The organism is Streptomyces sp. NPDC053665 (genome assembly GCF_055585285.1).
This window is the reverse complement of record NZ_JBVJKK010000001.1, coordinates 1,624,187-1,651,104: the sequence shown is the minus strand read 5'-3', so window position 1 is coordinate 1,651,104 and position 26,918 is coordinate 1,624,187. Positions and strand designations below refer to the sequence as shown.

The 26,918-nt window shown below is 71.5% G+C and carries 20 protein-coding genes and 1 riboswitch; of the genes, 13 read left to right on the top strand and 7 right to left on the bottom strand.

Annotation, left to right across the window (positions count from 1 at the left end):
* The first annotated feature begins 20 nt into the window (after positions 1 to 20).
* The 5 genes from ACZ6ZN_RS07210 to ACZ6ZN_RS07190 all read left to right on the top strand — a co-directional run bounded on the left by ACZ6ZN_RS07210 (position 21) and on the right by ACZ6ZN_RS07190 (position 6,971).
* A complete protein-coding gene (locus tag ACZ6ZN_RS07210) occupies positions 21 to 779 on the top strand; it encodes an NUDIX hydrolase (protein WP_398109861.1) in 759 nt (252 codons plus the stop codon).
* A 130-nt stretch (positions 780 to 909) separates the two neighbouring features.
* Positions 910 to 2,904: an ABC transporter ATP-binding protein gene (locus ACZ6ZN_RS07205; RefSeq protein ID WP_469643765.1), complete on the top strand. Its 1,995-nt coding sequence runs from the start codon at positions 910 to 912 to the stop codon at positions 2,902 to 2,904.
* A 161-nt stretch (positions 2,905 to 3,065) separates the two neighbouring features.
* Positions 3,066 to 3,953 (top strand): FadR/GntR family transcriptional regulator, encoded by an 888-nt coding sequence (locus tag ACZ6ZN_RS07200; RefSeq protein ID WP_398109859.1) that lies wholly within the window; start codon positions 3,066 to 3,068, stop codon positions 3,951 to 3,953.
* 518 nt (positions 3,954 to 4,471) lie between these two features.
* Positions 4,472 to 6,016 (top strand): RNA polymerase sigma factor, encoded by a 1,545-nt coding sequence (locus ACZ6ZN_RS07195; protein ID WP_451876922.1) that lies wholly within the window; start codon positions 4,472 to 4,474, stop codon positions 6,014 to 6,016.
* A 133-nt stretch (positions 6,017 to 6,149) separates the two neighbouring features.
* Positions 6,150 to 6,971: a S1 family peptidase gene (locus ACZ6ZN_RS07190; protein WP_469643762.1), complete on the top strand. Its 822-nt coding sequence runs from the start codon at positions 6,150 to 6,152 to the stop codon at positions 6,969 to 6,971.
* A 133-nt stretch (positions 6,972 to 7,104) separates the two neighbouring features.
* Here the strand turns inward: ACZ6ZN_RS07190 and ACZ6ZN_RS07185 are convergent, their stop codons facing one another.
* Positions 7,105 to 7,335, bottom strand: a complete 231-nt coding sequence (locus tag ACZ6ZN_RS07185; protein ID WP_398109856.1) for a DUF7455 domain-containing protein — start codon at positions 7,333 to 7,335, stop codon at positions 7,105 to 7,107.
* A 440-nt stretch (positions 7,336 to 7,775) separates the two neighbouring features.
* Here ACZ6ZN_RS07185 and ACZ6ZN_RS07180 point away from each other — a divergent pair, with 440 nt between their 5' ends.
* From ACZ6ZN_RS07180 to ACZ6ZN_RS07170, 3 genes are all read left to right on the top strand, one after another.
* Positions 7,776 to 9,899 carry a DNA gyrase/topoisomerase IV subunit B gene (locus tag ACZ6ZN_RS07180; protein WP_469643758.1) on the top strand — a complete coding sequence of 708 codons (2,124 nt, stop codon included), beginning with the start codon at positions 7,776 to 7,778 and terminating at the stop codon, positions 9,897 to 9,899.
* 168 nt (positions 9,900 to 10,067) lie between these two features.
* Positions 10,068 to 10,619, top strand: coding sequence for a DUF485 domain-containing protein (locus tag ACZ6ZN_RS07175; RefSeq protein ID WP_469644012.1), 552 nt, complete (start codon positions 10,068 to 10,070; stop codon positions 10,617 to 10,619).
* On the top strand, positions 10,616 to 12,214 hold the full coding sequence (locus tag ACZ6ZN_RS07170; protein WP_469643755.1) for a solute symporter family protein: 1,599 nt from the start codon (positions 10,616 to 10,618) through the stop codon (positions 12,212 to 12,214). Before ACZ6ZN_RS07175 ends, ACZ6ZN_RS07170 begins: the two co-directional genes overlap by 4 nt.
* Before the next feature lie 133 nt (positions 12,215 to 12,347).
* Here ACZ6ZN_RS07170 and ACZ6ZN_RS07165 read toward each other — a convergent pair whose 3' ends face one another.
* The 4 genes from ACZ6ZN_RS07165 to ACZ6ZN_RS07150 all read right to left on the bottom strand — a co-directional run bounded on the left by ACZ6ZN_RS07165 (position 12,348) and on the right by ACZ6ZN_RS07150 (position 17,087).
* Positions 12,348 to 13,028, bottom strand: a complete 681-nt coding sequence (locus tag ACZ6ZN_RS07165) for a response regulator (RefSeq protein ID WP_398109852.1) — start codon at positions 13,026 to 13,028, stop codon at positions 12,348 to 12,350.
* Positions 13,028 to 14,698, bottom strand: coding sequence for a sensor histidine kinase (locus ACZ6ZN_RS07160; protein ID WP_469643754.1), 1,671 nt, complete (start codon positions 14,696 to 14,698; stop codon positions 13,028 to 13,030). The genes ACZ6ZN_RS07165 and ACZ6ZN_RS07160 overlap by 1 nt, the downstream gene beginning before the upstream one ends.
* Positions 14,699 to 14,829: 131 nt before the next feature.
* Positions 14,830 to 15,774, bottom strand: coding sequence for a sucrase ferredoxin (locus tag ACZ6ZN_RS07155; protein WP_469643751.1), 945 nt, complete (start codon positions 15,772 to 15,774; stop codon positions 14,830 to 14,832).
* Positions 15,775 to 15,827: 53 nt separating this feature from the next.
* Complete coding sequence (locus tag ACZ6ZN_RS07150; RefSeq protein ID WP_469643748.1) at positions 15,828 to 17,087, bottom strand: citrate/2-methylcitrate synthase; 1,260 nt, start codon at positions 17,085 to 17,087, stop codon at positions 15,828 to 15,830.
* Between the two features lie 110 nt (positions 17,088 to 17,197).
* Between ACZ6ZN_RS07150 and ACZ6ZN_RS07145 the strand changes: the two genes are divergently transcribed.
* Positions 17,198 to 18,361 carry a citrate synthase gene (locus ACZ6ZN_RS07145; protein ID WP_469643745.1) on the top strand — a complete coding sequence of 388 codons (1,164 nt, stop codon included), beginning with the start codon at positions 17,198 to 17,200 and terminating at the stop codon, positions 18,359 to 18,361.
* A 394-nt stretch (positions 18,362 to 18,755) separates the two neighbouring features.
* On the top strand, positions 18,756 to 18,995 hold the full coding sequence (locus tag ACZ6ZN_RS07140) for a hypothetical protein (protein WP_469643742.1): 240 nt from the start codon (positions 18,756 to 18,758) through the stop codon (positions 18,993 to 18,995).
* 149 nt (positions 18,996 to 19,144) lie between these two features.
* Here the strand turns inward: ACZ6ZN_RS07140 and ACZ6ZN_RS07135 are convergent, their stop codons facing one another.
* Positions 19,145 to 19,699, bottom strand: coding sequence for a DUF6082 family protein (locus tag ACZ6ZN_RS07135; RefSeq protein ID WP_469643740.1), 555 nt, complete (start codon positions 19,697 to 19,699; stop codon positions 19,145 to 19,147).
* A 321-nt stretch (positions 19,700 to 20,020) separates the two neighbouring features.
* Here ACZ6ZN_RS07135 and ACZ6ZN_RS07130 point away from each other — a divergent pair, with 321 nt between their 5' ends.
* Positions 20,021 to 21,124 (top strand): CobW family GTP-binding protein, encoded by a 1,104-nt coding sequence (locus ACZ6ZN_RS07130; protein ID WP_469643737.1) that lies wholly within the window; start codon positions 20,021 to 20,023, stop codon positions 21,122 to 21,124.
* Here the strand turns inward: ACZ6ZN_RS07130 and ACZ6ZN_RS07125 are convergent.
* On the bottom strand, positions 21,121 to 23,577 hold the full coding sequence (locus tag ACZ6ZN_RS07125; protein ID WP_469643735.1) for a DNA gyrase/topoisomerase IV subunit A: 2,457 nt from the start codon (positions 23,575 to 23,577) through the stop codon (positions 21,121 to 21,123). The genes ACZ6ZN_RS07130 and ACZ6ZN_RS07125 overlap by 4 nt on opposite strands.
* A gap of 218 nt (positions 23,578 to 23,795) precedes the next feature.
* Between ACZ6ZN_RS07125 and ACZ6ZN_RS07120 the strand changes: the two genes are divergently transcribed.
* Positions 23,796 to 25,166, top strand: a complete 1,371-nt coding sequence (locus ACZ6ZN_RS07120) for a M16 family metallopeptidase (protein WP_451876933.1) — start codon at positions 23,796 to 23,798, stop codon at positions 25,164 to 25,166.
* Positions 25,163 to 26,551: a M16 family metallopeptidase gene (locus ACZ6ZN_RS07115; protein WP_398109843.1), complete on the top strand. Its 1,389-nt coding sequence runs from the start codon at positions 25,163 to 25,165 to the stop codon at positions 26,549 to 26,551. The genes ACZ6ZN_RS07120 and ACZ6ZN_RS07115 overlap by 4 nt, the downstream gene beginning before the upstream one ends.
* A gap of 191 nt (positions 26,552 to 26,742) precedes the next feature.
* Positions 26,743 to 26,907: riboswitch (cyclic di-AMP (ydaO/yuaA leader) on the top strand.
* Positions 26,908 to 26,918 lie beyond the last annotated feature (11 nt).

The following is a 26,918-nucleotide window of genomic DNA, read 5'->3' as shown; positions in this document are numbered from 1 at the left end:
CAGACGACTATGATCGCCGCATGCCCTACGACCCGTCAGCGTTTCCGCCCTTCGCCGTCACCGTGGACCTGGTCGTGCTGACCGTGCGTCGCCACGCCCTCTGTGCGCTGGCGGTACGCAGGGGCGAACCGCCGTTCCAGGGCCGGTGGGCGCTGCCCGGCGGTTTCGTACGGGCCGACGAGGACCTGGCGCAGGCCGCTGCGCGCGAACTCGCCGAGGAGACCGGGCTGCGGGTCCACGACCCGTCCGCGCCCGCCCAGGACAACGGCGCGCATCTGGAGCAGCTCGCCACCTACGGCGATCCCGAGCGGGACCCCAGGATGCGGGTCGTGAGCGTCGCGCATCTCGCGCTCGCTCCCGACCTGCCCGCGCCCCGGGCGGGCGGCGACGCCAGCAACGCGCGATGGGCACCGGTGGAGGAACTGCTGCAGCAGGGCGGTTACGGACGCGATGGGGATGTGGTCGACCCGCTCGCCTTCGACCACGCGCAGATCCTCGCGGACGGCGTGGAGCGGGCGCGCTCCAAGATCGAGTACTCGTCGCTGGCGACGGCCTTCTGCCCGCCCGAGTTCACCGTGGGAGAGCTGCGCCGGGTGTACGAGGCGGTCTGGGGCGTGGCGCTGGACCCCCGCAACTTCCACCGCAAGGTCACGGGCACCCCCGGCTTCCTCGTCCCGACCGGTGGGACGACCACCCGCCAGGGCGGGCGCCCCGCGCAGCTCTTCCGCGCCGGTGGCGCGACGCTGCTCAACCCCCCGATGCTGCGCCCCGAAGTCTGACCGGCGACACGGGCGGACGCGACACCGACGCGATACTCGCTCGCGCCGGTTCGAATCCGCCGCTCCACCATGCCCTGCGCGGGCCGCACGGTGCCCGAAAAAGGGGACATAGCGCGCTATCTTGCTGCGGGTGATCGAGGCCTTCGGACTGACCAGCAACCGCCGCAAAGAGCTTCCGCCCGCAGCCGATGACGTCTCCTTCGAGGCGCGAGCCGGCCGCGTCACCGCGCTGCTCGGAGCACCGGGCGCCGGCAAGACGACGGTGCTCAGACTCATGCTCGAACTCCAACAAGGCCGTGGCATCACCCACTTCCGGGGCCGGCCACTGCACCGGATCGCCCACCCCTCACGAGAGGTCGGCGTGCTGCTGGGTGATGTATCGGGGCACCCGGCCCGTACGGTCCGCGGGCATCTGCGCATGCTGTGCGCGGCCGCGGGCGTTCCGGTCCGGCGAGCGGATGAAGTCCTCGAGGCCGTCGGGCTGGTGAGTCTGCGCGACGAGCGCCTCGGCACGCTCTCGCGCGGCATGGACCGTCGGCTCGGCCTGGCGTGTGCGCTCCTTGCCGACCCGCACACCCTTGTCCTGGACGGCCCGACCGACGGGCTCTCGACCCGTGAGAGCACCTGGATGCACACCACGCTGCGCGCGTATGCCGCCCAGGGTGGAACGGTCCTGTTCACCACAGCGGACCCCAAGGAGGCCGCTCGGGACGCCGATCACGTCGTCACGCTCGAACAGGGCAGACTCGTGGCCGATCAGGAAGCCGCGGAGTTCGCACGCACCCGGCTCCGTCCCCGGGTCGCCGTACGCAGTCCGCATGCGGCGCGTCTGGCCACCCTGCTGGCCAAGCAGGCGCGCACCGCGCGACGTTCCGTCGAGGTCGTCCGCGAAGGCGGCAACCGCCTGTCCGTCTACGGCAGTAGCTGCGCAGACGTCGGCGAGGTCGCTTTCCGTCATGGCATCTTGGTGCATCAACTGGCCGACGAGATCGGTAACATGGGCCCAGGGGCAGGAACAGTCGACCATGCGCGGCCGACGCCCTGCCACGAACCGGATCGCACTGGTCCCGAGGTTCAGCCCCCGCCTGCCGGGCTGCCGGCCCTCACGCCCGGGCACACGCCCACGCCCACACCTTCGGCGTCTCCCGGCAGCAGCGCACTCGACGATGCCGGCACTCACCGGGTCGCCGGTGACGAGAGGGAACAGACAGCGGTGGCCCCCGCGTCGTGCCCGACGCCCGACCGCCGGCCCACCACGGAAGACGCAGAGCCGAGTGACGCACAACCCCCCGCTCCCAGAACCCGGACCCTCGACCAGCTTCCCCCTCTCCCGCCCCCCATCTCCGTCCGGCCCGCGCCCAGTCCCCTCCGCCCGCTGCGCTACGAGATCCGCCGTGCCGCCGGAGTGGGTACCGGCTTCCTCACCGGAGCCGTCGTCCTCGTCGTCTCCGCCGTGACCGCTGTCGTACTGGCCCGGATCGGGCACACGCCGCAGCCGCGTCTGCTCGCCGCCTGGCCGCAGGAGCTTCCCCTGCCGCCCGCGGCACTCGGCGCGGGACTGCTGGGCGCGCTGTCCTTCGGTGACGAGTTCCGGCACCCCGCCCTCGCGGCGGACCGCGGCACCGTCCCCCGCCGCCTGAGTCTGCTGGCCGCCAAACTGACCGTCTCCTCGATCACCGCCCTGATGCTGGCCGTGCTCACCGTCGGCTGCGACGCCGAAGTGCTCCACCTTGTCTACGGCCCGGAACTCGCCCGCGTTCCCGCCGGCTGGGCCGCGCTCGGTGCGGGGTGGATCGGCCTCGTGGTCGGCTGCGCCTGGGCAGGGGTGCTGGCGGCAGGAGTCTTCCGGTCCACCTCGGCGGGGCTGGCCGCCGTGGCGGCGGTCCCCCTCCTCGTCGTGCCCGTCGTGCACAAGCTCGTGACCGGCCCGTCCGTGCGAACCGCGGCCGGACTTCCCGCTCGGCTGCGGGAGGCCTTCCTTCCACGGTGGCCGTTCGGGGGCGAGCGGTACCTGGAGGTCGCGTTCGGCATGGTCTCCCAACCGGTCGGTGGCGCGCTGACGTTGTCGCTGGCCACGCTGCTCTGCGCCTACCTGTTCACCTCGTTGCGCAGCAGACTCGGATGACGACTGTCCGTGACCCTTAGTTCGGCCATGCGCACAACTCCCCGCAGAACGCCCATTTCTTTCCGATAAGGCGTCAATTGCGACGGGGTGAGCGATCACCCTTTCGTGTGCTTTTCACCAAAGACCTCAAGGGAGTTGGAGACGACGCCGACAAAGGATGCGTGAGTACCCTTGCGCACACCATGATGACCGCCGCCCGCTCCGCCGACTCCGGCCTCGCGAACCCGGGCGAACTCGACCGCTACCCCTACGCGGAGGCGCCCGCCGTCGACCGTGTCGGGGTGCCTGCCTGGGACGGAGCGGACCACGAGCTGGGGCGCGTGGGCCGGCGCGCCGCGGGCAGCCGCGGCCGCGGACTGCACGGCCAACTCGTCCAGCAGCTGGGTCAGATGATCGTCTCCGGTGACCTGGGGGCCGACCGTCCCCTGGTGCCCGAGGAGATCGGCCAGCGTTTCGAGGTCTCCCGCACCGTCGTGCGCGAGTCCCTGCGCGTCCTGGAGGCGAAGGGCCTGGTGAGTGCCCGCCCGAACGTCGGGACGCGGGTGCGTCCGGTGAGCGACTGGAACCTCCTCGACCCGGACATCATCGAGTGGCGTGCCTTCGGTCCGCAGCGCGACGACCAGCGTCGCGAGCTGAGCGAGCTGCGCTGGACGATCGAGCCGCTCGCCGCCCGCCTCGCCGCCGGGCACGGGCGCGAGGACGTCCAGCAGCGCCTGACGGACATGGTCGAGATCATGGGGCACGCGATGGCACAGGGTGACGCGCTCACCTTCTCCCGGGCCGACGCCGAGTTCCACTCGATGCTCATCCAGGTCGCGGGCAACCGCATGCTCGAGCACCTGTCGGGCATCGTGTCCGCCGCCCTCCAGGTCTCCGGCGGCCCGGTCACGGGCTGTGACCGCCCGAACGAGGCCTCCCTCGCCCACCACGGCCGCATCTGTGACGCCCTCGCCGCCGGTGACGGCGCGGGCGCCGAGGCGGCGATGCGCCAACTGCTCACGGTCCACCCCGAGGTGGAACGGGTGGTGCCCGCCCCGCGCGAGCACTGACCTCGTTCCGCGGGCGGCGCGGCCGGGTGTGCCACCCCCCTCCTGTGGCAGTGCCCAGTCGGTGATCCGCCCCCCTTCGGACCCCGCCGGATCGCCATGGATCCGGCGGGGTCCGACGGTACGGGGGTCTTCGCCCCGGGCGTCGCGGCTTCCCCTGGGGGCTTCCCCTGTGGGCTTCCGCTGAGGGCTCCGCCCGTTCCCGGCCGGTGCGCTGCGGAGTCTTCGCTTCGCCGCTGGCCGGGCCGGTACCGTAGGTGACCTCATGTGCTCGCGTCTGACCGTTTTTGTCCGCTTACGGGGTGTGACTCGGGCCACGGAGATTAGGCGTAACGCTCGCGGGAAGAACGCGATGACCTAAGAGGTGACAGCCGCGGAGGGAATACGGACGTCGTTCACGGCGCTGTGCATCTTCCCCGGCCCCCGCCCGCACCGTCGGCCCATCCCCAAGCCGGCGGTCGGCTCCTGTCCCCCCGTGGATGGGGCCGGAAGCCGTTTTCCAACGTTCCGAGAGGTTGTTCGTGTCGGCCAGCACATCCCGTACGCTCCCGCCGGAGATCGCCGAGTCCGTCTCTGTCATGGCGCTCATTGAGCGGGGAAAGGCTGAGGGGCAGATCGCCGGCGATGACGTGCGTCGGGCCTTCGAAGCTGACCAGATTCCGGCCACTCAGTGGAAGAACGTACTGCGCAGCCTCAACCAGATCCTCGAGGAAGAGGGTGTGACGCTGATGGTCAGTGCCGCAGAGCCCAAGCGCACCCGAAAGAGCGTCGCAGCGAAGACCCCCGCCAAGCGCACCGCCACCAAGACGGTCGCGGCCAAGGCGGTGACCACCCGGAAGGCCACTGCCACCGCCACCCCGGCGGCGCCCGCCGAGGAGCCCGCCGGCGAGGAAGAGGCGCCCGCCGCGAAGAAGGCGGCCGCCAAGAAGACCACCACCGCCAAGAAGACGGTCGCGAAGAAGGCGACCGCCAAGAAGACGGCGGCGAAGAAGACCGGCGGCAAGAAGGACGACGCCGAGATCCTCGAGGAGGAGGTGCTCGAGGAAGCAGCCCCCGGCAAGGCCGGCGAGGAGCCCGAGGGCACCGAGGCCGCGGGCTTCGTGCTGTCCGACGAGGACGAGGACGACGCCCCGGCGCAGCAGGTCGCGGCCGCCGGCGCCACCGCCGACCCGGTCAAGGACTACCTCAAGCAGATCGGCAAGGTGCCCCTGCTCAACGCCGAGCAGGAGGTCGAGCTCGCCAAGCGCATCGAGGCGGGCCTGTTCGCCGAGGACAAGCTGGCCAACGCCGACAAGCTGGCTCCGAAGCTCAAGCGCGAGCTGGAGATCATCGCCGAGGACGGCCGCCGCGCCAAGAACCACCTCCTGGAGGCCAACCTCCGCCTGGTGGTCTCCCTGGCCAAGCGCTACACCGGCCGCGGCATGCTGTTCCTGGACCTCATCCAGGAGGGCAACCTCGGTCTGATCCGCGCGGTCGAGAAGTTCGACTACACCAAGGGCTACAAGTTCTCCACGTACGCCACCTGGTGGATCCGGCAGGCGATCACCCGCGCCATGGCCGACCAGGCCCGCACCATCCGTATCCCGGTGCACATGGTCGAGGTCATCAACAAGCTCGCGCGCGTGCAGCGTCAGATGCTCCAGGACCTGGGCCGCGAGCCCACCCCGGAGGAGCTGGCCAAGGAGCTCGACATGACCCCCGAGAAGGTCATCGAGGTCCAGAAGTACGGCCGCGAGCCCATCTCCCTGCACACCCCGCTGGGCGAGGACGGCGACAGCGAGTTCGGTGACCTCATCGAGGACTCCGAGGCCGTCGTCCCGGCCGACGCGGTCAGCTTCACGCTTCTGCAGGAGCAGCTGCACTCCGTCCTCGACACGCTCTCCGAGCGTGAGGCCGGCGTCGTCTCGATGCGGTTCGGTCTCACCGACGGTCAGCCGAAGACCCTCGACGAGATCGGCAAGGTCTACGGCGTCACGCGTGAGCGGATCCGCCAGATCGAGTCGAAGACCATGTCGAAGCTGCGCCACCCGTCGCGTTCCCAGGTGCTGCGCGACTACCTCGACTGATCGTCCGCACACGGCACAAGGCCCGGTTCCCCGCGAGGGACCGGGCCTTTCCCGTGCCGCCCGCGCGGGTGCGAGGGGCGGCGCCGTGGATCACTCTGGGTGTCTCAACGGCACCAAGGAGTGAGGAGCAGGTATGCGTCGTCGCCTTGCCCGAGCCGTGGCCCTCGCAGCCACGCTGTCCGTCATACCCGTGAGCGCCGGCGCCGCCGAGGCCTCCGACCGTGTCGTCATAGGCGGCTTCCCGGTCGACGTGGCGCAGAGCCCCTGGACGGTGGCTCTGGCGAGCCGTGACCGGTTCGGGGGTACACGGGCCGGGCAGTTCTGCGGAGGCGCCCTGGTGGGCCCCAGCACCGTGCTCACGGCCGCCCACTGTCTCGGCCGGGAGGCACTCGGCGGGCCGCCGGAGCGGGTGCGGGACCTGAAGGTCATAGCGGGGCGCACGGACCTCACCGACGGGTCGGGCCGGGAGGTCGCCGTGGAGCGCACCTGGATCAACCCGGCGTACGACGGCGCGAGCAACTCCGGGGACTTCGCCGTACTCGGCCTCGCGGAACCGCTGCCCCGCGAGTCGGTCATCGAGATGGCCCCGGACGGTGACCCCGCGTACACGGCGGGTGGCGCGGCGACCGTGTACGGCTGGGGCGACATCTCGGGCGCCGGGGAGTACCCGAGCAGCCTGCGGGCGGCGCCGGTGCGGGTCCTCGCCGACGAGGTCTGCGAGGAGGCGTATCCGGGGGGCGTGGACGGGACGTACGACGCCCGGACGATGCTCTGCGCCGGAGAGACGGAGGGCGGCCGGGACGCCTGCCAGGGGGACAGCGGAGGGCCGCTGGTGGCCCAGGGGCGGCTGATCGGGCTCGTGTCCTGGGGGATCGGCTGCGGCCGGGCCGGCAACCCGGGGGTCTACATGCGCGTCTCGGAGATCATCCGCGCGCTGGGCTGGGACCGGTCGTGAGACGGCCCGCCAGGGCCTGTCACGGCGCCTGAACCGCCGTGGGGGGACGAGGACGGGCGGCTGCCTCTGGGTGCAGAGGCAGCCGCCCGTTCACCGGCCTGTGCCGTGCTGGCTCGTCGTCGGACGCGAGGTGTCAGCGCTCTTCTTCGGAGGCAGTCGCGGGAACGGCCGTGAGCCGCTCCGTCTCGTCCTGTATCTCAGCGGCGATCTTCTTGAGTTCCGGCTCGAACTTGCGCCCGTGGTGGGCGCAGAAGAGCAGCTCTCCACCGCTGAGCAGGACGACGCGTACGTACGCCTGGGCGCCGCAGCGGTCGCAGCGATCAGCGGCCGTCAACTGGCTCGCAGGGGTCAGAACAGTAGTCACGTCGCCTCTTCTCTAGCTCGACGAGCTGTCGTACCAGGGTCAACATCCAACCAGCCCCAAAACGTTCCCGCTCGTGGCTTTTCCTCGAAAAAATCTTGCGAGGCGGCTGTCTGCTGCCGGTTGGCGGCGAATGTGCCGTATTGCGTGTCTCTGTGTCTTACGGGGCTTCGCATGTATCGGTGGTCGGTCCTCCCGGCTGGGTTGCCGGTTGTTCATGAGGACGTGCCCGGAGCCTAAATGGTTCATGCCTCGAAGGGAACGTGATGTGTGCTTCACTCCATCGAGGGATCGAACAAGCATGCGACTGTGGACTAGTCTGAGTTTTCGACGAGGGTGGCGTGACAACGGCTCTACCAGGCCTCGGTACCCTCTCACCGGTGAACGAAGCCGCGCCCTTACCCACGAGGGCCCCATCTGAAATTCAGCGAGGAGCGAACCGCGTGACCGCCGATACGTCCGTGCCGCCCACAGCTCTGCTGGCAGGAGCAGACCGGGACGGTTCCAACTACACCGCGCGGCACCTGCTCGTCCTCGAGGGGCTCGAGGCCGTGCGCAAGCGCCCCGGAATGTACATCGGCTCGACCGACAGCCGTGGCCTGATGCACTGCCTCTGGGAGATCATCGACAACTCGGTCGACGAGGCCCTGGGCGGCTTCTGCGACCACATCGAGGTGATCCTCCACGACGACGGCTCGGTCGAGGTCCGGGACAACGGCCGGGGCATCCCGGTCGACGTCGAGCCCAAGACCGGCCTCTCGGGTGTCGAGGTCGTCATGACCAAGCTGCACGCCGGCGGCAAGTTCGGCGGCGGCTCCTACGCCGCCTCCGGCGGCCTGCACGGCGTCGGCGCCTCCGTGGTGAACGCCCTGTCCGCCCGCCTGGACGTCGAGGTGGACCGCGGGGGCCACGCCCACGCGATCAGCTTCCGCCGCGGTGTCCCCGGCGCCTTCTCCGGCAACGGCCCCGACGCCAAGTTCGAGGCGAAGAGCGGACTGCGCAAGGCCAAGAAGATCCCGAAGTCCCGCACCGGCACGCGCGTGCGCTACTGGGCCGACCGCCAGATCTTCCTCAAGGACGCCAAGCTCTCCCTGGAGAACCTGCACCAGCGCGCCCGCCAGACCGCCTTCCTGGTGCCCGGCCTGACCATCGTCGTGCGCGACGAGTACGGCCTCGGCGAGGGCGGCAGCAAGGGCGAGGAGTCCTTCCGCTTCGACGGCGGCATCAGCGAGTTCTGCGAGTACCTGGCCTCCGACAAGCCGATCTGCGACGTCCTGCGCTTCTCCGGCCAGGGCACCTTCCGGGAGACCGTCCCCGTCCTGGACGAGCACGGGCAGATGACGCCCACCCAGGTCACCCGTGAACTCGACGTCGACGTCGCGCTCCGGTGGGGCACGGGATACGACACGACCCTGAAGTCGTTCGTGAACATCATCGCCACCCCCAAGGGCGGCACCCACGTCGCCGGCTTCGAGCAGGCCGTCGCCACGACGATGAACGAGGTGCTGCGGTCGAAGAAGCTGCTGCGCGTCGCCGAGGACGACATCGTCAAGGACGACGCCCTGGAAGGGATGACGGCGGTCGTCACCGTGCGCCTCGCGGAGCCCCAGTTCGAGGGGCAGACCAAGGAGGTCCTCGGGACCTCGGCGGCCCGCCGCATCGTGAACACCGTGATCAGCAAGGAACTGAAGGCGTTCCTGACGTCCACCAAGCGGGACGCGGCCCAGCAGGCGCGTGTCGTGATGGAGAAGGCCGTCGCCGCGGCCCGTACGCGTATCGCCGCCCGGCAGCACAAGGACGCCCAGCGCCGCAAGACGGCCCTGGAGTCCTCGTCCCTGCCCGCCAAGCTCGCCGACTGCCGCAGCGACGACGTGGACCGCAGCGAGCTGTTCATCGTCGAGGGTGACTCCGCGCTCGGCACCGCCAAGCTCGCGCGGAACTCCGAGTTCCAGGCGCTGCTGCCGATCCGGGGCAAGATCCTCAACGTGCAGAAGTCGTCCGTGACCGACATGCTCAAGAACGCCGAGTGCGGAGCGATCATCCAGGTCATAGGAGCCGGCTCGGGCCGCACCTTCGACATCGACACGGCCCGCTACGGCAAGATCATCATGATGACCGACGCCGACGTCGACGGGTCCCACATCCGCACGCTGCTCCTGACCCTCTTCCACCGCTACATGCGGCCGATGGTCGAGGCGGGCCGCGTCTTCGCCGCGGTGCCGCCGCTGCACCGGATCGAGATCGTCCAGCCGAAGAAGGGCCAGGACAAGTACGTCTACACGTACTCGGACCGGGAACTGCGCGACAAGCTCATGGAGTTCCAGACCAAGGGCGTCCGCTACAAGGACTCGATCCAGCGCTACAAGGGTCTGGGCGAGATGGACGCGGACCAGCTGGCCGAGACGACCATGGACCCGCGCCACCGCACCCTGCGCCGGATCAACCTGTCCGACCTGGAGGCCGCGGAGCAGGTCTTCGATCTGCTGATGGGCAACGACGTGGCGCCGCGCAAGGAGTTCATCTCCAACTCGGCGGCGACGCTGGACCGGTCGCGGATCGACGCGTAGCCGGACCGGGCGGGGGTCGTGAGCCGGAGGTTCACGGCCCCGGGGCTCCACGGTCCGTTACGCCTGCGGAAGGGGCTCGCGCGGCCACCGGCAGGGTGCGTCACCTGATGGGGTGAAGAGCGCGGGGAAGAAGAGTCGGGGATCTTCCCGTTCTGTCCATCCTTGACCATGCAGTCAAGCAAGGATCGTTCCCGCGGAGTCGGGGCCGGTCAGGAGAGTCCGGTCGAGCAACTCCACGGTCGTGAACCGGACCCGGCCGGGGCGGCCGGACAACCGAGGTACGACGACCCCTGGTACGACGCCCTCGCCAGCGGCTGGGGAGAGTCGGCCGACGTGCCGGCGCAGGCGGCCGCCCCGCCGGCGCGCGAGGGGGAGACCGGCGTCGCCGCTGCGGACATCTACCTGGAGGTGCAGCGCAGCGCGGCCTTCCAGGAGGTGCGACGGCGGTACCGGAGGTTCGTGGTCCCGGCCTGCGCGGTGTTCTTCACCTGGTACGTGGGATACGTCGTGGCCGCGACGACGGCGCCGCAGCTCATGGCGCGGCCCGTGGCCGGGGCGATGAACGTCGGGATGGCCGCGGGGCTCGGGCAGTTCCTCACGACCTTCCTGCTCACCTGGGCGTACGCGCGGCACGCGCGGCTGCGCAGGGACCGGGCCGCGCTCGAACTGCGCTGGGACACCCAGGAGCTGACGCGCGAGGCGAACGGAGGAGCCTCGTGACGAGTGAGCATCAGACGCTGGCGCTGCTGCTGTTCAGCGTGTTCGTCGCGGTCACCCTGGGGATCACCACCTGGGTGAGCCGCAACCGGCGGGGCTCGGCGGAGGAGTTCTACGCGGGCGGGCGGCTCTTCTCGCCCATGGAAAACGGTTTCGCCATCGCGGGCGACTACATGTCGGCGGCGAGCTTCCTGGGAGTCGCCGGGCTCATCGCGCTGTTCGGCTACGACGGACTGCTGTACGTCGTCGGGTTCCTCGTGGCCTGGCTGGTGGTGCTGTTCCTGGTCGCCGAACTCGTCCGCAACTGCGGGCGCTTCACCCTCGCCGACGTGGTGGCGGCGCGGATGAGGGAGCGGCCGGTACGGATCGCGGCGGGGACGTCGTCCGTGACCGTGTCCGTGCTGTACCTGGTGGCGCAGATGGTCGGCGCCGGCAGCCTGGTGGCGCTGCTCCTGGGCGGCACGAGCGAGGCGGCCCGGTCCTGGACCGTCGTCGGGGTCGGCGTGCTCATGGTGATCTACGTGTCGCTGGGCGGCATGCGGGCCACGACATGGATCCAGATCGTCAAGACGGTGCTGCTGCTCGGCGGAAGTGCCGCGCTGACCGTGCTCGTCCTGCTGCGGTTCCACGGCGACCTGGACCTGCTGCTGCTCACGGCGGCCGAACGCAGCGGCCACGGACAGGCGTTCCTCGCGCCCGGACTGCGCTACGGCGGGGACTGGACGGCCCGGTTCGACTTCATCAGCCTGGGACTGGCCCTGGTCCTGGGGACCGCGGGGCTGCCGCACATCCTGTCCCGCTTCTACACCGTGCCCACCGCACGGGCCGCGCGCCGCTCCGTCGTCTGGGCCATCGGTCTCATCGGCGGCTTCTACCTGATGACGATCGTGCTCGGGTTCGGCGCGGCGGCCGTCCTGGGACCGGACGTGGTGCGCGCCTCCAACGCCTCCGGGAACACCGCGGTCCCCCTGCTGGCGCTCGACCTGGGCGGTGGCGCCGGGTCCACGGGCGGCACGGTGCTGTTCGCGATCGTCGCCGCGGTCGCCTTCGCCACGATCCTGGCCGTGGTCGCCGGCATCACGCTCGCGTCCTCCGCTTCGGTCGCCCACGATCTGTACGCGTCCTTGCGGCGCAAGGGCGAGGGCGGCAAGCCGCGCAGCGAGGTCGCGGTGGCCCGTGTCGCGGCCGTCGGGGTCGGGGTGGTGGCGATCGCCCTCGGGCTGCTCGCCAGGGACCTGAACGTGGCGTTCCTGGTGGGCCTGGCCTTCGCCGTCGCCGCGTCGGCGAACCTCCCCGTGCTGCTCTACTCTCTGTTCTGGCGCGGTTTCACCACCCGGGGCGCGGTGTGGGCCGTCTACGGAGGGCTGATCCCCGCGGTGGTCCTCGTGGTGCTGTCCCCGGTGGTCTCGGGCAGCCCCGACGCGCTGTTCCCCGACGCCGACTTCCAGTACTTCCCGCTGCAGAACCCGGGCCTGGTCTCGATACCGTTGGGCTTCCTCGCGGGCTGGCTCGGCACGGTCACCTCGGCGGAAGTGCCGGACGAGGCCAAGCAGGCGGAGACCGAGGTGCGGTCGCTGACGGGGGCGGGGGCGGCGTAGGAGCAACCGCCGACGGGGGCGGGGGCGGGGGGCGGCGCAGGAGCGACCGCGACGCCCTCCCGCGGGAGCCGGTCCCGGAGGCGGGGCCTCGTCAGGACCGCCTGGGCGGTCGGCCGGTCGGCCGGACAAGGCGTCAGCCGCGCGTCGCCCACACGTAACGGTGTTCCGGGCGGCCAGCGTCGCCGTACTTCAGGGTCAGCCTGGCCCTTCCGGTGCGTTCCAGGAGCTTCAGATAGCGCTGGGCGGTCTGCCGGCTCACTCCGGTCCGTTCGGCGATCTCCTGGGCCGACAGGGGGCCGTCGGCGTTCATCAGGGACTGGCGGACGAGTTCCGCCGTGGTGGGGGAGTGCCCCTTGGGCAGGGAGGGCTCCGAACCGGCCGACAGCGCCCCGAAGATGCGGTCGACCTCGGCCTGCTCCGCCTCCCCGCCACCGTCCAGCGTGCGGCGCAGCTCCGCGTACGCCTCCAGCTTGGCGCGCAGTCCGGCGAAGGCGAACGGCTTGACCAGGTACTGCAGCGCCCCGTGCCGCATGGCCGCCTGGACGGTCGAGACGTCCCGGGCCGCCGTCACCATGATCACGTCGGTGTGCAGGCCGCGCCGGCGCATCTCCTGGACCACGGCCAGTCCCGTCTCGTCGGGCAGGTAGTGATCCAGCAGCACCAGATCCAGCCTCGGCAGCGTCTCCAACTGGTGCAGTGCGTCCGCGGCGCTGTGGGCCTCACCGGCGACGTGGAAGCCGGGCACCTTCTCCACATAGGCGGCGTTCACCCGGGCCACCCTGGCGTCGTCGTCCACGACCAGCACCTCGATCATCACGACTCCTCCTGTGGGGCCGGGCGGGACGGCGTCCCGGTCAGGGCCGGTGCCGGGCCGGCCTCGGTCAGCGCGTCCGGCAGGACGACCGTGAACTCGGCGCCCCCGCCGTGTGCCTCTCCGACCGTGGCGCTGCCACCCTGCCGCTCGGCCAGCCGGCGCACCAGCGACAGTCCGATGCCCCGCTCCCGGTGCGCCGGGGGCTTCTTCGTGGACCATCCCTCGGTGAAGATCAACTCGCGTTGTCCGGGCGGGATTCCCGGCCCCGTGTCCCGCACCCTCAGGATCGCCGTACGGCCCTCGGTGCGCAGTTCGACCTCCACGCGCGCGTGCGGCTTGCCCGCCACGGCGTCCAGGGCGTTGTCCACCAGGTTCCCGACGACGGTGACGAGCCCCTGCGGGTCGACCAGCCGGTCGGGCAGCCGGGTCCGGTCGGACACCCCGAGGGCGACGCCCCGCTCGGCCGCGACGGTCGCCTTGCCCACCAGCAGCGCCGCGACCAGAGGGTCCTCGATGCGCCCGGTCACCTGCTCCGCGGTCGCCCGGTGGTCGCCGACGACCTCGCCGACGAACTCGACGGCGTCGTCGTACATCTCCAGTTCGAGCAGCCCCAGCAGGGTGTGCATCCGGTTGGCGTGTTCGTGGTCCTGGGCGCGCAGGGCGTCGATCAGACCGCGGGTGGAGTCGAGTTCGCGGCCCAGTTGCTCCAGCTCCGTGCGGTCGCGCAAGGTGGCCACGGCGCCGCCGTCGTCCGTGGGCATGCGGTTGGCGACCAGCACCCGCTGGCCGCGCACGGTGAGCAGATCGGTGCCGGTGACCCGCCCGGCCAGCACGTCGGCCGTACGGCCCGGACCGAGCGCCTCGTCGGGGGTGCGGCCGACCACGGTGTCCCCGAGGCCGAGCAGACGCTGCCCCTCGTCGTTGACGAGCCGGATACGGCCGGTGCGGTCCAGGGCGACGACCCCCTCGCGGATGCCGTGCAGCATCGCCTCGCGTTCCGACAGCAGCGCCGCGATGTCCGAGAAGGCCAGGTCCCTGGTCTGTCGCTGGACCCGCCGGGAGATGAGCCAGGCGGCCAGCGCCCCCACGGCCAGCGCGCCGCCGGCGTAGGCGAGCAGACCGGGGATGGCGTGGATCAGCCGGGCGCGGACGCTGTCGTAGGCGATGCCGACGGAGACCGCGCCGACCACGGTGCCGTCACCGTCGCGCAGGGGCACCTTGCCGCGGGCGGAACGGCCCAGGGTGCCGTTGTCGATCTCCATGACCTCCCGGCCGGCCAGCGCCTGGCCGGGGTCGGTGGAGACGATGCCGCCGATCTGCTTCGGGTCGGTGTGGGACCAGCGCACGCCCCGCCAGTCCATCACCACGACGTACTCGGCCTTGGTGGCCTCGCGGATCCGCTCCGCCTCCTGCTGCACCGGGCCGTTCACCGTGGGCGGTGTGTCCCGGACCTCCTCGGCGAGCCCCGGCTGCTGCGCGGTCGTCTGCGCGATCGCCAGCGCGCGGCGCATCGCCTGGTCGTCGAGCTGGTCGCCGAGCGGCGCGAGGAACAGTCCCGTCGCGAGGACCGCGACTCCTGCGGCGATCGCCACCTGCATCAGCAGTACCTGCGAGAACACCCGCCGGGGCAGGCCGAGGCGCAGGCGGCGAACGGGTGCAGTGGGGCTCATACCCAAGACGGTACGTGCGGCCGTCCACCAGCCGTAACGGGTGTGGCATGGATCTCTTGATCAACACCTGGACACGCTCGGCGGATCGGCGGATCCACACTGCACGGTGGACGCATCGGTCACACGGACGGTCAGCTCGCCAGGGCGGACGTCAGCCTGTCCTCGCGCACCGCCACCACGTCCATCCGCGCGGGGGAGCCGAGGACCGCCGCCCCGCAGCTCTCCGGACGCGGCGGCAGTGCGGCGCCCTGGGCCACGTCGACCCGCCAGCGGCGTCCGTCGACGTGGGCGACCGTCACCTCCCAGCGCGGTGCCGCGCCCGCCGTCCGCACCACGCGCAGGGCCTCCGCAGCGTCCTCGCCCGTTGCGTGGCGCACGGCCAGCTCGGCCGCCTGGCCGGGCCGCTCCCAGGCCGACCTGCCCCGGCAGCCCGTCACGACGACGCGACCCTCCTGAGCACGGTGCAGGACTTCCTTGAGGGCGTGGGCCTCGGCACGGCCGTAGGCGTAGCCGTACGGCAGGACCAGGGCCGTCGGGGAGAAGCGGTGACCACCCAGATGGGTGACCTCCCAGACGCCCTGAACCCCCGAGGAGGCCAGTTCGGCGGCGAGCGGCCTGCCGAGGAGGGCGCAGCAGCGGTCACGCTTGCCGTTGGTGCAGACGAGGGCGAGGGGGTCGCCCTCGTGGGCCCGGCCGCCGAGTACGGCGTCGAAGCCGGAGTGCTCGCCCCGGCCGAGGGCGGCGAGGTCGAGGTCGAGCAGCCGGGCCGGATCGGAGGTCGTGGCGCTGTGCAGCCAGACGTTCCCCGGGACGGTGTGGGCCGCGAACACCCGGCGCGTGGCGGGCATCCTGCGGTCCGCGTGCCGTCCGGGGCGGCGGATGAGCACGATCCGTACGCCCGTGTCCTTGGCGGCCGCCTCCAGGGCACGGCCCACCACGGGGTCCAGGTGGCTCGAAGTGAGCGCCTTGGCACCCCATGGGCCGGGCTGTTCCAGCAACAGCCAGGTCCTCGCGATGGCCGCGGTCCCCGCAACGGGCTCGTCGGAGTCCCGGGAGACGCTTGAGCACGTACTCACAGAGGTGAGCCTAACCTGAGTTGGGCGGGAGCTCATTTCGGCCCCGCCCCTGGCTACTCCGGCAGGGGTTGCGGCGGCCTCGTGCCGACGTACAGACCGCTCGGGCGCATGCGCAGGGGGCGTTCGCCGTACTCCTCCAGCGCATGGGCGACCCAGCCCGCCGTCCGGGCCACGGCGAAGATCGTCTCGCCGGCGCTGGCGGGCATGCCGCAGGAGGTGGTGAGCACGGCCAGCGCCAGGTCGACGTTGGCGTGCAGCGGTGTGTGGCGGGCGGCCGTCTCGACGATGTCGCGGGCGGCGAGCAGGGCGGGCTCCGCACGCGGGACGCGCTCCAGGAGGGCGAACAGGGCACGCGCGCGTGGGTCCTCGCCCTGATACCGGCGGTGGCCCAGTCCGGGGATGCGGCGGCCGGCGCGGAGCTCGTCCGCGATCACCGGTGCCGCGTCGCCCCGGTCGAGCACGTCGTGCAGGAGCCGGTGCGCCAGCCCGCTGGCCGCACCGTGCAACGGGCCCTCGATCACACCGAGCCCGGCGGAGACGGCCGCATAGGCGTGGGCCCGGGCCGAGGCCGCGACACGCACCGCGAGCGTGGAGGCGGCCAGGTCGTGGTCGACGAGGAGGGCCAGTGCGGTGTCGAGGGCCCGCAGGGACGCCTCGTCCGGGTCCTCGCGGTGCGACAGCCGGGTCCACAGGCGGTGGGCCAGAGGGCCGTCGTCCCGTCGTCCGTGCCAGGCCGGGGGGAGGGCGGCGACGAGGGTGGGGATGAGCGTGCGCGCGGTGCCGAGCACGGCGTCCTCGGACAGGTCGAAGCGCAGCGGGTCGGCGGTGGCGGCGGCGATGGTCGCGACACGCAACCGGTCGGCGGGGGAGGCGTGTTCGGGCAGGGCCTCGACCGCGCGGCGGGCGACGGCGACGGCGGGCGCGGGTGCGTCGAACGTGACGCCCGGGCGCAGCCGGCCGGTCCACAGCCATTCGGCGACCTCTTCGTAGGTGTGCCGGGCTGCCAGGTCGACCGCGTCGACGCCGCGGAAGTAGTACCGGTCGCCCTCGATCAGCGTGATGCGGGTGCGTACGCCCAGCTCTCCGCCGGATCCGGGACCGGTGGCGCTCTCCCGCCGGTTGCGCCGGGCGAGCGCTTCGACCTCCGCTGCGTCGAAGGTGCTGCCCCGGCCGCCGGCTGCTCGCCGGCTGCTGAGCTGCCCGCGACTCACGTACGCGTACAGGGTCTCCGGTTTCACGCCGAGCAGTTCGGCGGCCTCCTTGGTGGTCAGCCGCCGTTCCGTGCCCGGTGAGGCGGTCTCTTGATCGCGCATGGGGGTCACCGTATCCGTCCGCTGGTCCATTGACTGTCACATTGATTCAATCAATATTGACAGGCATTCAGTCAATCATGGACAGTCGGATCAAGTTCAGGGAGGCAGACATGTCCGTCAACAGGTCCGCAGGTGCTCTTCTCGAAGCGCCCCGGGGGCTCGCCGGTGTCGTCGTCACCGACACCCGCATCGGCGACGTCCGAGGGCGCGAAGGTTTCTACCACTACCGGCAGTACTCGGCGGTCGATCTCGCCCGCAGCCGCGGATTCGAGGACGTCTGGCACCTCCTCGTCCACGGCGAACTGCCCGGCCCCGTACAGCGCGCGGCCTTCGCGGCCGAGACCGCCGCTCTGCGGGCGCTGCCCGGCGAGGTGCGGGCGGCGCTGCCCGCCATCGCTGCGGCGGGCGGACGTTCCGGCCCGCTCGCGGGGATGCGGACGGCGCTGTCGCTGCTGGGTGCGGCGAAGGGTTTCCGCCCCGTGTACGACATCGACGAGGAGGAGCGTCGGCAGAACACGCTGGAGGCGGCGGCGGCCGTCCCCACCCTGCTCACCGCGCTGCACCGGCTGGGCCACGGGCAGGAGCCGATCGAACCCCGGCCGGACCTGTCCTACGCGGCCAACTACCTCTACATGTTGACCGGATCAACACCGGACGAACGGCACGCCCGGGCGATCGAGCAGTACCTGATCTCCACCATCGACCACGGTTTCAACGCGTCGACGTTCACCGCCCGGGTCATCGCCTCGACCGGGGCGGACGTGGCGGCGTGTCTGGCGGGCGCGGTCGCGGCGCTGTCGGGACCGCTGCACGGTGGTGCGCCCAGCCGCGCGCTGGACACCCTGGACGCGATCGGCAGCCCGGACCGCATCGACTCCTGGGTGCGCGAGCGGGTGCTGGCCGGGGACCGCATCATGGGGTTCGGGCACGCGATCTACCGCACGGAGGACCCGCGGTCACGGATGCTGCGGGAGGTCGCCCGGTCGTTCGGCGGCCCGCGGGTGGACTTCGCGATCGAGGTCGAGCGGCACGTCGAAGCGATCCTGGCGGAGCTGAAGCCCGGCCGGGAGCTGCACACCAACGTCGAGTACTACGCGGGTGTCGTGATGGAACTCTGCGGTCTGCCCCGCGAGATGTTCACCCCGACGTTCGCCGCCGCGCGGGCGGTGGGCTGGAGCGCGAACATCCTGGAGCAGGCGGAGGACACGAAGATCATCCGCCCGGTGGCCCGCTACGTGGGCCCGGAGGCACCGGAGCCGGTGCCACTGGCCTGAGCGGGGTGTCCGGGGCGGGGGTCCGCAACGACCGGGGCAGGGCCGGGGTTCGGCTGCTGAGGAGGGGCGCACGGGCATGAGGCGTCGGAGTACGGCCGGCCAGGCATGGACCGGTAGGGACTACTCGCAGGGCGCCCGGCGGTAGGCGCCGCACATCCGCCGTCACTTTCCCGACCGCAGCATCACACGGCTGGGCGGTAACGAACCCATAAATCGACGCGTTTCCCCAGGTGTCAACAAGGTTGACTACTGCGCGTCCAGCGAACCGGGTCGACCACCGCCGAACCGCCGCTTCCCGTCGCCCGGTTGCCGAGGCCGCGGCCCTACAGGGCCGCACGCATCAAGGGTGACGGGCCCCGCCACGCCTCGGAACCACAAAGGAAACGCCAGAACAGTGAGCCACATCATCCGCCGGATCGGCACCCCTCCCAGCGCCCGGGGAAGCACGACCGGCGCCAATTGCCCCGACATCTTCGAGCTGTCCGACGGCAGGTTCGCTGTGATCGGTACCGACCTCACCGAAGAACTCGACGGCATGCTGCCCGCCGACGCGTCGAGGGCCGACTACGAGCGCATCGTGGTCGTGTCCCGCGAGACGCTCGTGCACGCCAAGGCCGACATCCCCGACGCGTAGCGGGAGAGGGGCCGCGTTCGACGTCTGTCGGTCCGGTACGACGTCTGCTCCCCGATCACGGCGAGGGAACCCTCCCACGTATGGCCCGGCCCAGGCCCGGCATTGCACGATGCCGGGCCTTCTGCGCTCTCCCCAGTGCGGACAGCGCTTCAGTCCGGTGGGTCCCCGACCACCCACCACTCGTCGATGTCCGCCTCCTCCAGTTGCGTCAGGAGGTCGTCGACCATCTGCCCCAGACGGGCCTCCTCGGACGTGTCCTCGAGGGTCGCCCGGTGCGGGCGGGTGGCGTACCAGTACGCGCGGAACACCGGGTTCTGCAGCATGCCGCGGGCGAAGCCGAAGAACTCCTCCCGGGTCATGTTGCCCATGCGGTAGTAGCACAGGGCGTTGGTGTACAGGGCGTTGGCGAACAGGAACTGCCGCTGCCTGCGCGGCGATACGGTCCCGTCGTAGACGTCCAGCACCTCGGCCAGTTCCGGATCGTCCATCGCCTTGCTCAGCAACTCCCAGTGCAGCCGCTGCTGGTACGCGAGGCTGGTGCGGCGCTGCGACTGCGCTGCCTGCTCCAGGTGCTCGACCCGGGTGCGCAATGCCTGGAAGGCGGGCCATTGCAGGGCCAGGGCAGCAGCGGCGCCCGCCGCCAGGCCCATCCCCGCGCAGGCCGTGGCCCTCAGCCCCCGGAACCCGAATTTCTGTGTGGCCATGTCAATCCCCGATTCAGGCGGCCGTCCGCCGGTCGTCGGGGTGCGGGTCGACGGGAGGGGACCGGCGAGCGGTGGGCGGCGCTTGCCGTCTCCCAGGGTGCCGAGCGGCTCTGATCGGCAGGGAGGCGGAGAGGAGGCGCAGGGAGGGAAGCGAGGGTCGCACAAACCGGCGCCATGCCCAACGTCTGCCCAGCGCGTGCTGCTAACAATCGTTCACCTCGGCGCCACTTGCGCGGCTCGTATCCTGGACCGGTATCCCATCCCCCCGCGTGTGTCGCCACCGTGAGCCGGTGCGCGCGTCGGCGTGAAAGAGGTCGCACGGTGCGTCAGGCGAGCCCGCAACCGCAGCAGATCCCGGTCGTGGTCCTGGCCGGATTCCTCGGCTCGGGCAAGACCACTCTGCTCAACCACCTCCTGCACCGCAGCGGCGGCAGCCGCATCGGCGCGATCGTCAACGACTTCGGGGCCGTGGAGATCGACGCGATGGCCGTGGCCGGGGCGCTCGGCGACTCGACGGTCTCCCTGGGCAACGGGTGCCTGTGCTGCGCGGTCGACGCGAGCGAACTCGACACGTACCTGGAGCGGCTCGCGGCACCCTCCCTCGGCATCGACGTCATCGTCATCGAGGCCAGCGGCCTGGCAGAACCGCAGGAGCTGGTCCGGATGCTGCTCGCCAGCGAACATCCCGGCATCGTGTACGGCGGACTGGTCGAGGTCGTCGACGCCGCCGAGTTCGACGCGACCCGCTCCCGGCACCCCGGCATCGACCGGCACCTCGCGCTGGCCGACCTTGTCGTGGTCAACAAACTCGACCGCGCGGCCGACGGCGAACGCGTCCTCGGGCTGGTCAGGTCGCTCACCGACGGAGCCGCCGTCGTTCCGGCCACCTACGGCCGCATCGACCCCGAGTTCCTCTTCGACTGCCGGCCGAGCGAGGAGCGCATCGGACAGCTCTCCTTCGACGACCTGCACGAGTACGACGAGCATCACGAGCATGACGAGCACCCCGAGGACGACGTGCCCGGCGGGCACGCCGGGCATCTGCACTCCGCCTACGACAGCGTCTCGTTCGTCTCGTCCGCGCCCCTCGACCCCCGCCGGCTGATGGCCTTCCTCGACAGCCGCCCCCCGGGGCTGTACCGGATCAAGGGCTACGTCGACTTCGGGCCGTACGACGTGCGCAACCGGTACGCCGTGCACGCCGTGGGACGGTTCCTGCGCTTCTACCCCGAGCCCTGGCCGGCCGGCGGCGAACGCCTCACCCAGCTCGTCCTCATCGGCTCCGGCATCGACACCACCGCCCTCGGCAAGGAACTGGAGGCGTGCAAGGACGACGCCCCACACGCCGACGAGCACGGCATGTGGGGCGTCCTGCGCTATGTGCGCACCGCCGGGGAGGAACCCGCGGAGGAACCGCCGGCCTAGACCGGTCCGGCCACCACGGCCACCGTCTTCGCCAGGGACACGCCCGACCCGTCGCGGCGGGGGTCGATGTCCGGCAGGGCGGCCGGGGTGCCGTTCTTCTGCGCGGCACGGGCCGGGGCGGGCCCGGCCCAGGCCAGGGACAGGCAGTCCTCGCCCTTCAGGAACCGCTGGCAGCGGACACCGCCGGTCGCCCGGCCCTTGCGCGGGTACTGGTCGAACGGGGTCAGCTTGGCCGTCGTCTGCACCGAGTCGTCCAGCGTCCCGCGCGAGCCCGCGACCGTGAAGACGACCGCGTCCGCGGCCGGGTCCACCGCCGTGAAGGAGATGACCTTCACCCCCTCGGCCAGCTTGATGCCGGCCACACCGCCGGCCGGACGTCCCTGCGGGCGGACCTGGGACGCCTGGAAGCGCAGCAGCTGGGCGTCGTCGGTGATGAACACCAGGTCCTCGTCCCCGGTGCGCAGCTCCACGGCACCGACGATCCGGTCACCCTCCTTGAGGGTGATCACCTCCAGCTCCTCCTTGTTGGACGGGTAGTCCGGCACGACGCGCTTGACGACGCCCTGCTGCGTGCCGAGCGCCAGGCCCGGGGACGACTCGTCGAGGGTGGTCAGGCAGACGACCGTCTCGTCGCCCTCCAGCGACACGAACTCCGCCAGCGGGGCGCCGCCCGCCAGGTTGGGCGTCGGCAGGGGCTGCGGGAGCTGCGGCAGGTCGACCACGTTCAGCCGCAGCAGCCGGCCCGAGGAGGTCACCACGCCGATCTCGCCGCGGGCCGTCGCCGGTACCGCCGAGACGATCACGTCGTGCTTGGCGCGCTTGGCGCCGGCGTCCTCCGCGAACGGCTCGGCGTCGGCCGTACGGGCCAGCAGACCCGTCGAGGACAGCAGCACCCGGCACGGGTCGTCCGCCACCTGTAGCGGTACGGCCGCGACCGGAGCGCCGCCCGACTCCAGCAGGACCGTGCGCCGGTCGGTGCCGAACTTCTTGGCCACCGCGGCCAGTTCCGAGGAGACCAGCTTGCGCAGCTCCGCGTCCGAGTCGAGGATCCGGGTCAGCTCCTCGATCTCCGCGTTGAGCCGGTCCTTCTCCGTCTCCAGCTCGATGCGGTCGTACCGGGTCAGCCGGCGCAGCGGCGTGTCGAGGATGTACTGCGTCTGCACCTCGCTCAGCGAGAAGTGCTCCATCAGGCGCTGCTTGGCCTGGGCGGAGTTCTCGCTGGAGCGGATCAGGCGGATGACCTCGTCGATGTCCAGCAGGGCCGTCAGCAGGCCCTCGACCAGGTGCAGCCGGTCGCGCTTCTTGCCGCGGCGGAACTCCGAGCGCCGCCGCACCACGGTGAAGCGGTGGTCGAGGTAGACCTCCAGCAGCTCCTTCAGGCCCAGCGTGAGCGGCTGGCCGTCGACCAGGGCGACGTTGTTGATGCCGAAGGACTCCTCCATCGGCGTCAGCTTGTACAGCTGCTCCAGGACCGCCTCCGGCACGAAGCCGTTCTTGATCTCGATGACCAGGCGCAGCCCGTGCTCGCGGTCGGTGAGGTCCTTGACGTCGGCGATGCCCTGGAGCTTCTTCGAGCCGACCAGGTCCTTGATCTTGGCGATGACCTTCTCGGGGCCGACCGCGAAGGGCAGCTCGGTGACGATCAGGCCCTTGCGGCGGGCTGTGACCTGCTCCACCGCCACGGTCGCGCGGATCTTGAACGTGCCCCGGCCGCTCTCGTAGGCGTCCCGGATGCCGGACAGGCCGACGATGCGGCCGCCGGTGGGCAGGTCCGGACCGGGGACGTGCTTCATCAGGGCGTCGAGGTCCGCGTTCGGGTGCCTGATCAGGTGGCGGGCCGCGGCGATGACCTCGCGCAGGTTGTGCGGCGGCATGTTCGTCGCCATGCCGACCGCGATGCCCGAGGCGCCGTTGACCAGCAGGTTCGGGAAGGCGGCGGGCAGCGCGGCCGGTTCCTGCTCCTGGCCGTCGTAGTTGGGGTTGAAGTCGACGGTGTCCTCGTCGATCGACTCCGTCATCAGGCTCGTCGCCTCGGCCATGCGGCACTCGGTGTACCGCATGGCGGCCGGCGGGTCGTCGTTGCCCAGCGAGCCGAAGTTGCCGTGGCCGTCCACCAGGGGGACGCGCATGGAGAACGGCTGGGCCATGCGCACCAGGGCGTCGTAGATCGACGCGTCGCCGTGCGGGTGCAGCTTGCCCATCACCTCGCCGACGACACGGGCGCACTTGACGTACCCCCGCTCGGGGCGCAGGCCCATCTCGCTCATCTGGTACACGATGCGCCGGTGCACCGGCTTGAGACCGTCGCGGGCGTCCGGCAGGGCCCGGGAGTAGATGACCGAGTACGCGTACTCGAGGAAGGAGCCCTGCATCTCGTCGACGACGTCGATGTCGAGGATCCGCTCCTCGTACGAGTCGTCGGGCGGCGGGGTCTTCGTGCTGCGGCGGGCCATCGCTGCCGGCTCCTTGCTGCTGCGATCCAGATCTGACGCGGACCATTGTGGACCGCCGCACTGACAAGCGGGACCAGGCCCCGGGGCAAGCGGCGCCCGCGCCCCCGGAACGAGGCCGGCACCGGGAACTTCACCAGGGCTTCGCGCGCTTGCATACAGTGGCAGGACCGGCACGAATCCGCGGTTGTGAAGACCGCTCCGCGATCGAAGGGACGTACATGCCCATGGGTCACACGGCCACAGCCCAGGCAGGCTCCGGAGGCCTGACAGCGACCGAGCACCGCCTGGCCAACGGCTTGCGCGTGGTGCTCTCCGAGGACCACCTGACCCCCGTCGCGGCGGTGTGCCTCTGGTACGACGTCGGCTCGCGCCACGAAGTCAAGGGGCGTACGGGCCTGGCTCACCTTTTCGAGCACTTGATGTTCCAGGGGTCCGCGCAGGTCAAGGGCAACGGCCACTTCGAGCTGGTCCAGGGCGCGGGCGGCTCGCTGAACGGCACCACGAGCTTCGAGCGGACCAACTACTTCGAGACCATGCCCGCCCACCAGCTGGAGCTCGCCCTCTGGCTGGAGGCCGACCGCATGGGCTCCCTGCTGGCCGCCCTCGACGAGGAGTCGATGGAGAACCAGCGCGACGTCGTCAAGAACGAGCGCCGCCAGCGTTACGACAACGTCCCCTACGGCACCGCCTTCGAGAAGCTCACCGCCCTCGCCTACCCGGAGGGCCATCCCTACCACCACACCCCGATCGGCTCGATGGCCGACCTGGACGCGGCGACCCTGGAGGACGCACGCGCGTTCTTCCGCACCTACTACGCGCCGAACAACGCCGTGCTCTCCGTGGTCGGCGACATCGACCCCGAGCAGACGCTGGCCTGGGTCGAGAAGTACTTCGGCTCCATCCCCGGCCACGACGGCAAGCCCGCCCCGCGCGACGGCTCCCTGCCGGAGACCATCGGCGAGCAGCTGCGCGAGGTCGTCGAGGAGGAGGTCCCGGCGCGTGCCCTGATGGCCGCCTACCGGCTGCCGCACGACGGCACACGCGCGTGCGACGCCGCCGACCTGGCCCTGACCGTCCTCGGCGGCGGCGAGTCCTCCCGGCTGTACAACCGCCTGGTGCGGCGCGACCGTACGGCCGTCGCGGCCGGGTTCGGCCTGCTGCGGCTGGCCGGGGCGCCCTCGCTGGGCTGGCTGGACGTCAAGACGTCCGGTGACGTGGAGGTGCCGGTGATCGAGGCCGCCATCGACGAGGAGCTCGCCCGGTTCGCCGAGGAGGGCCCCACGGCCGAGGAGATGGAGCGCGCCCAGGCCCAGTTGGAGCGCGAGTGGCTGGACCGCCTCGGCACGGTCGCGGGCCGCGCCGACGAACTGTGCCGGTACGCCGTGCTGTTCGGTGACCCCCAGCTCGCCCTGACCGCCGTCCAGCGCGTGCTGGAGGTCACGGCCGAGGAGGTCCAGGAGGTCGCCAAGGCCCGCCTGCGCCCCGACAACCGCGCGGTGCTCGTCTACGAGCCCGTCGCCGACGAGACCGACGATGCCGGGGACACCGCACCCGCGGCCGGCGACGAGAACGAGGAGGCGGCCAAGTGACCGAGCTCGCCACGATGGACTTCCACCCCCGGCCGCAGGCGGGCGAGGCCAAGCCCTGGGCCTTCCCGGCCCCGGAGCGCGGCACTCTCGGCAACGGCCTGACGGTCCTGCGCTGCCACCGCCCCGGCCAGCAGGTCGTCGCCGTCGAGGTGCTGCTGCACGCGCCCCTGGACGCCGAGCCGGCCGGCCTGGACGGCGTCGCCACGATCATGGCGCGGGCCTTCTCCGAGGGCACCGACAAGCACTCCGCCGAGGAGTTCGCGGCCGAACTGGAGCGCGCGGGCGCCACCCTGGACGCGCACGCCGACCACCCCGGGGTCCGGATCAGCCTGGAGGTCCCGGCCTCCCGGCTCGAGAAGGGGCTCGGTCTGCTGGCCGACGCCCTGAGGGCGCCCGCGTTCGCGGACAGCGAGATCGAGCGGCTGGTCCGCAACCGCCTCGACGAGATCCCGCACGAGCTGGCCAATCCCTCGCGCCGGGCCGCCAAGGAGCTGTCCCGGCAGCTGTTCCCGGCGGACTCGCGCATGTCGCGGCCCCGGCAGGGCGGCGAGGAGACCGTCGCCGCGATCGACTCCGCGGCCGTACGCGGCTTCTACGAGAAGCACGTCCGGCCCGCCACGGCCACCGCCGTCGTCGTCGGCGACCTCACCGGCATCGACCTCGACGCCCTGCTCGGTGACACGCTGGGCGCCTGGACCGGCTCCCGTGCCGAGCCGCGTCCGGTGCCGCCGGTCACCGCCGACGACCGGGGCCGGGTCGTCATCGTCCACCGCCCGGGCGCCGTCCAGACGCAGCTGCTCATCGGCCGCACCGGCCCGGACCGGCACGACCGCGTCTGGCCCGCCCAGGTGCTCGGCACGTACTGCCTCGGCGGCACCCTGACGTCCCGTCTGGACCGCGTGCTGCGCGAGGAGAAGGGCTACACCTACGGGGTGCGGGCGTTCGCCCAGGTCCTGCGGTCCGCCCCGGACGGCACCGGCGCCTCGATGCTCGCCATCAGCGGTTCGGTGGACACGCCCAACACCGGTCCCGCCCTGCAGGACCTGTGGACCGTGCTGCGCACCCTGGCGGCCGAGGGGCTGACCGACGCCGAGCGGGACGTCGCCGTGCAGAACCTGGTCGGCGTCGCGCCGCTGAAGTACGAGACGGCGGCGGCCGTCGCCTCCACGCTGGCCGACCAGGTCGAGCAGCACCTGCCCGACGACTACCAGGCGGCGCTGTACCGGCAGCTCGCCGCGACCGGCACCGTGGAGGCCACCGCGGCGGTCGTCAGCGCCTTCCCCGTGGACCGTCTGGTGACCGTGCTCGTCGGTGACGCGACGCAGATCAAGGCGCCCGTCGAGGCCCTCGGCATCGGCGAAGTCTCGGTCGTCACCGCGGAGTAGGGCACACGCGCGCGGGAGCCCTGGTTGTCATCGAAGGCACCAGGGCTCCCTTATGCCCGAATTGGTACGGAGGAGGCCCGTCTGCCCTGTGGGATGCGCTACAAAAGGCGGGTTTCGTTTGGGAATTGAAAGCGGCGCCGCTTAGCGTCATCCGGGCTGTTCGTCAGGCAGTGCGCCGCACCCGCGGCACCGGACAGTCATCGCCGAGTCCCCGTACGGCGCGAGCCAGGGGAGCCGGGGACCCAACCGCAGTCCCTGGGGTGAATCGGACGCCCGCGCGAGCCGCGAGGGGGTCCGTAGGAGACCTTCCTGCTCCGAACCCGTCAGCTAACCCGGTAGGCGAGAAGGAAGGAAAGGACCAGCCACT

What these genes read in the sequence shown, in the direction of transcription:
- ACZ6ZN_RS07175 (WP_469644012.1), top strand. Translation starts at nt 10,068, where the DNA reads ATGCAGTCAAGCAAGGATCGTTCCCGCGGAGTCGGGGCCGGTCAGGAG.
- ACZ6ZN_RS07190 (WP_469643762.1), top strand. Translation starts at nt 6,150, where the DNA reads ATGCGTCGTCGCCTTGCCCGAGCCGTGGCCCTCGCAGCCACGCTGTCC.
- ACZ6ZN_RS07125 (WP_469643735.1), bottom strand. Translation starts at nt 23,577, where the DNA reads ATGGCCCGCCGCAGCACGAAGACCCCGCCGCCCGACGACTCGTACGAG.
- ACZ6ZN_RS07135 (WP_469643740.1), bottom strand. Translation starts at nt 19,699, where the DNA reads ATGGCCACACAGAAATTCGGGTTCCGGGGGCTGAGGGCCACGGCCTGC.
- ACZ6ZN_RS07160 (WP_469643754.1), bottom strand. Translation starts at nt 14,698, where the DNA reads ATGAGCCCCACTGCACCCGTTCGCCGCCTGCGCCTCGGCCTGCCCCGG.
- ACZ6ZN_RS07150 (WP_469643748.1), bottom strand. Translation starts at nt 17,087, where the DNA reads ATGCGCGATCAAGAGACCGCCTCACCGGGCACGGAACGGCGGCTGACC.
- ACZ6ZN_RS07120 (WP_451876933.1), top strand. Translation starts at nt 23,796, where the DNA reads ATGCCCATGGGTCACACGGCCACAGCCCAGGCAGGCTCCGGAGGCCTG.
- ACZ6ZN_RS07165 (WP_398109852.1), bottom strand. Translation starts at nt 13,028, where the DNA reads ATGATCGAGGTGCTGGTCGTGGACGACGACGCCAGGGTGGCCCGGGTG.
- ACZ6ZN_RS07145 (WP_469643745.1), top strand. Translation starts at nt 17,198, where the DNA reads ATGTCCGTCAACAGGTCCGCAGGTGCTCTTCTCGAAGCGCCCCGGGGG.
- ACZ6ZN_RS07210 (WP_398109861.1), top strand. Translation starts at nt 21, where the DNA reads ATGCCCTACGACCCGTCAGCGTTTCCGCCCTTCGCCGTCACCGTGGAC.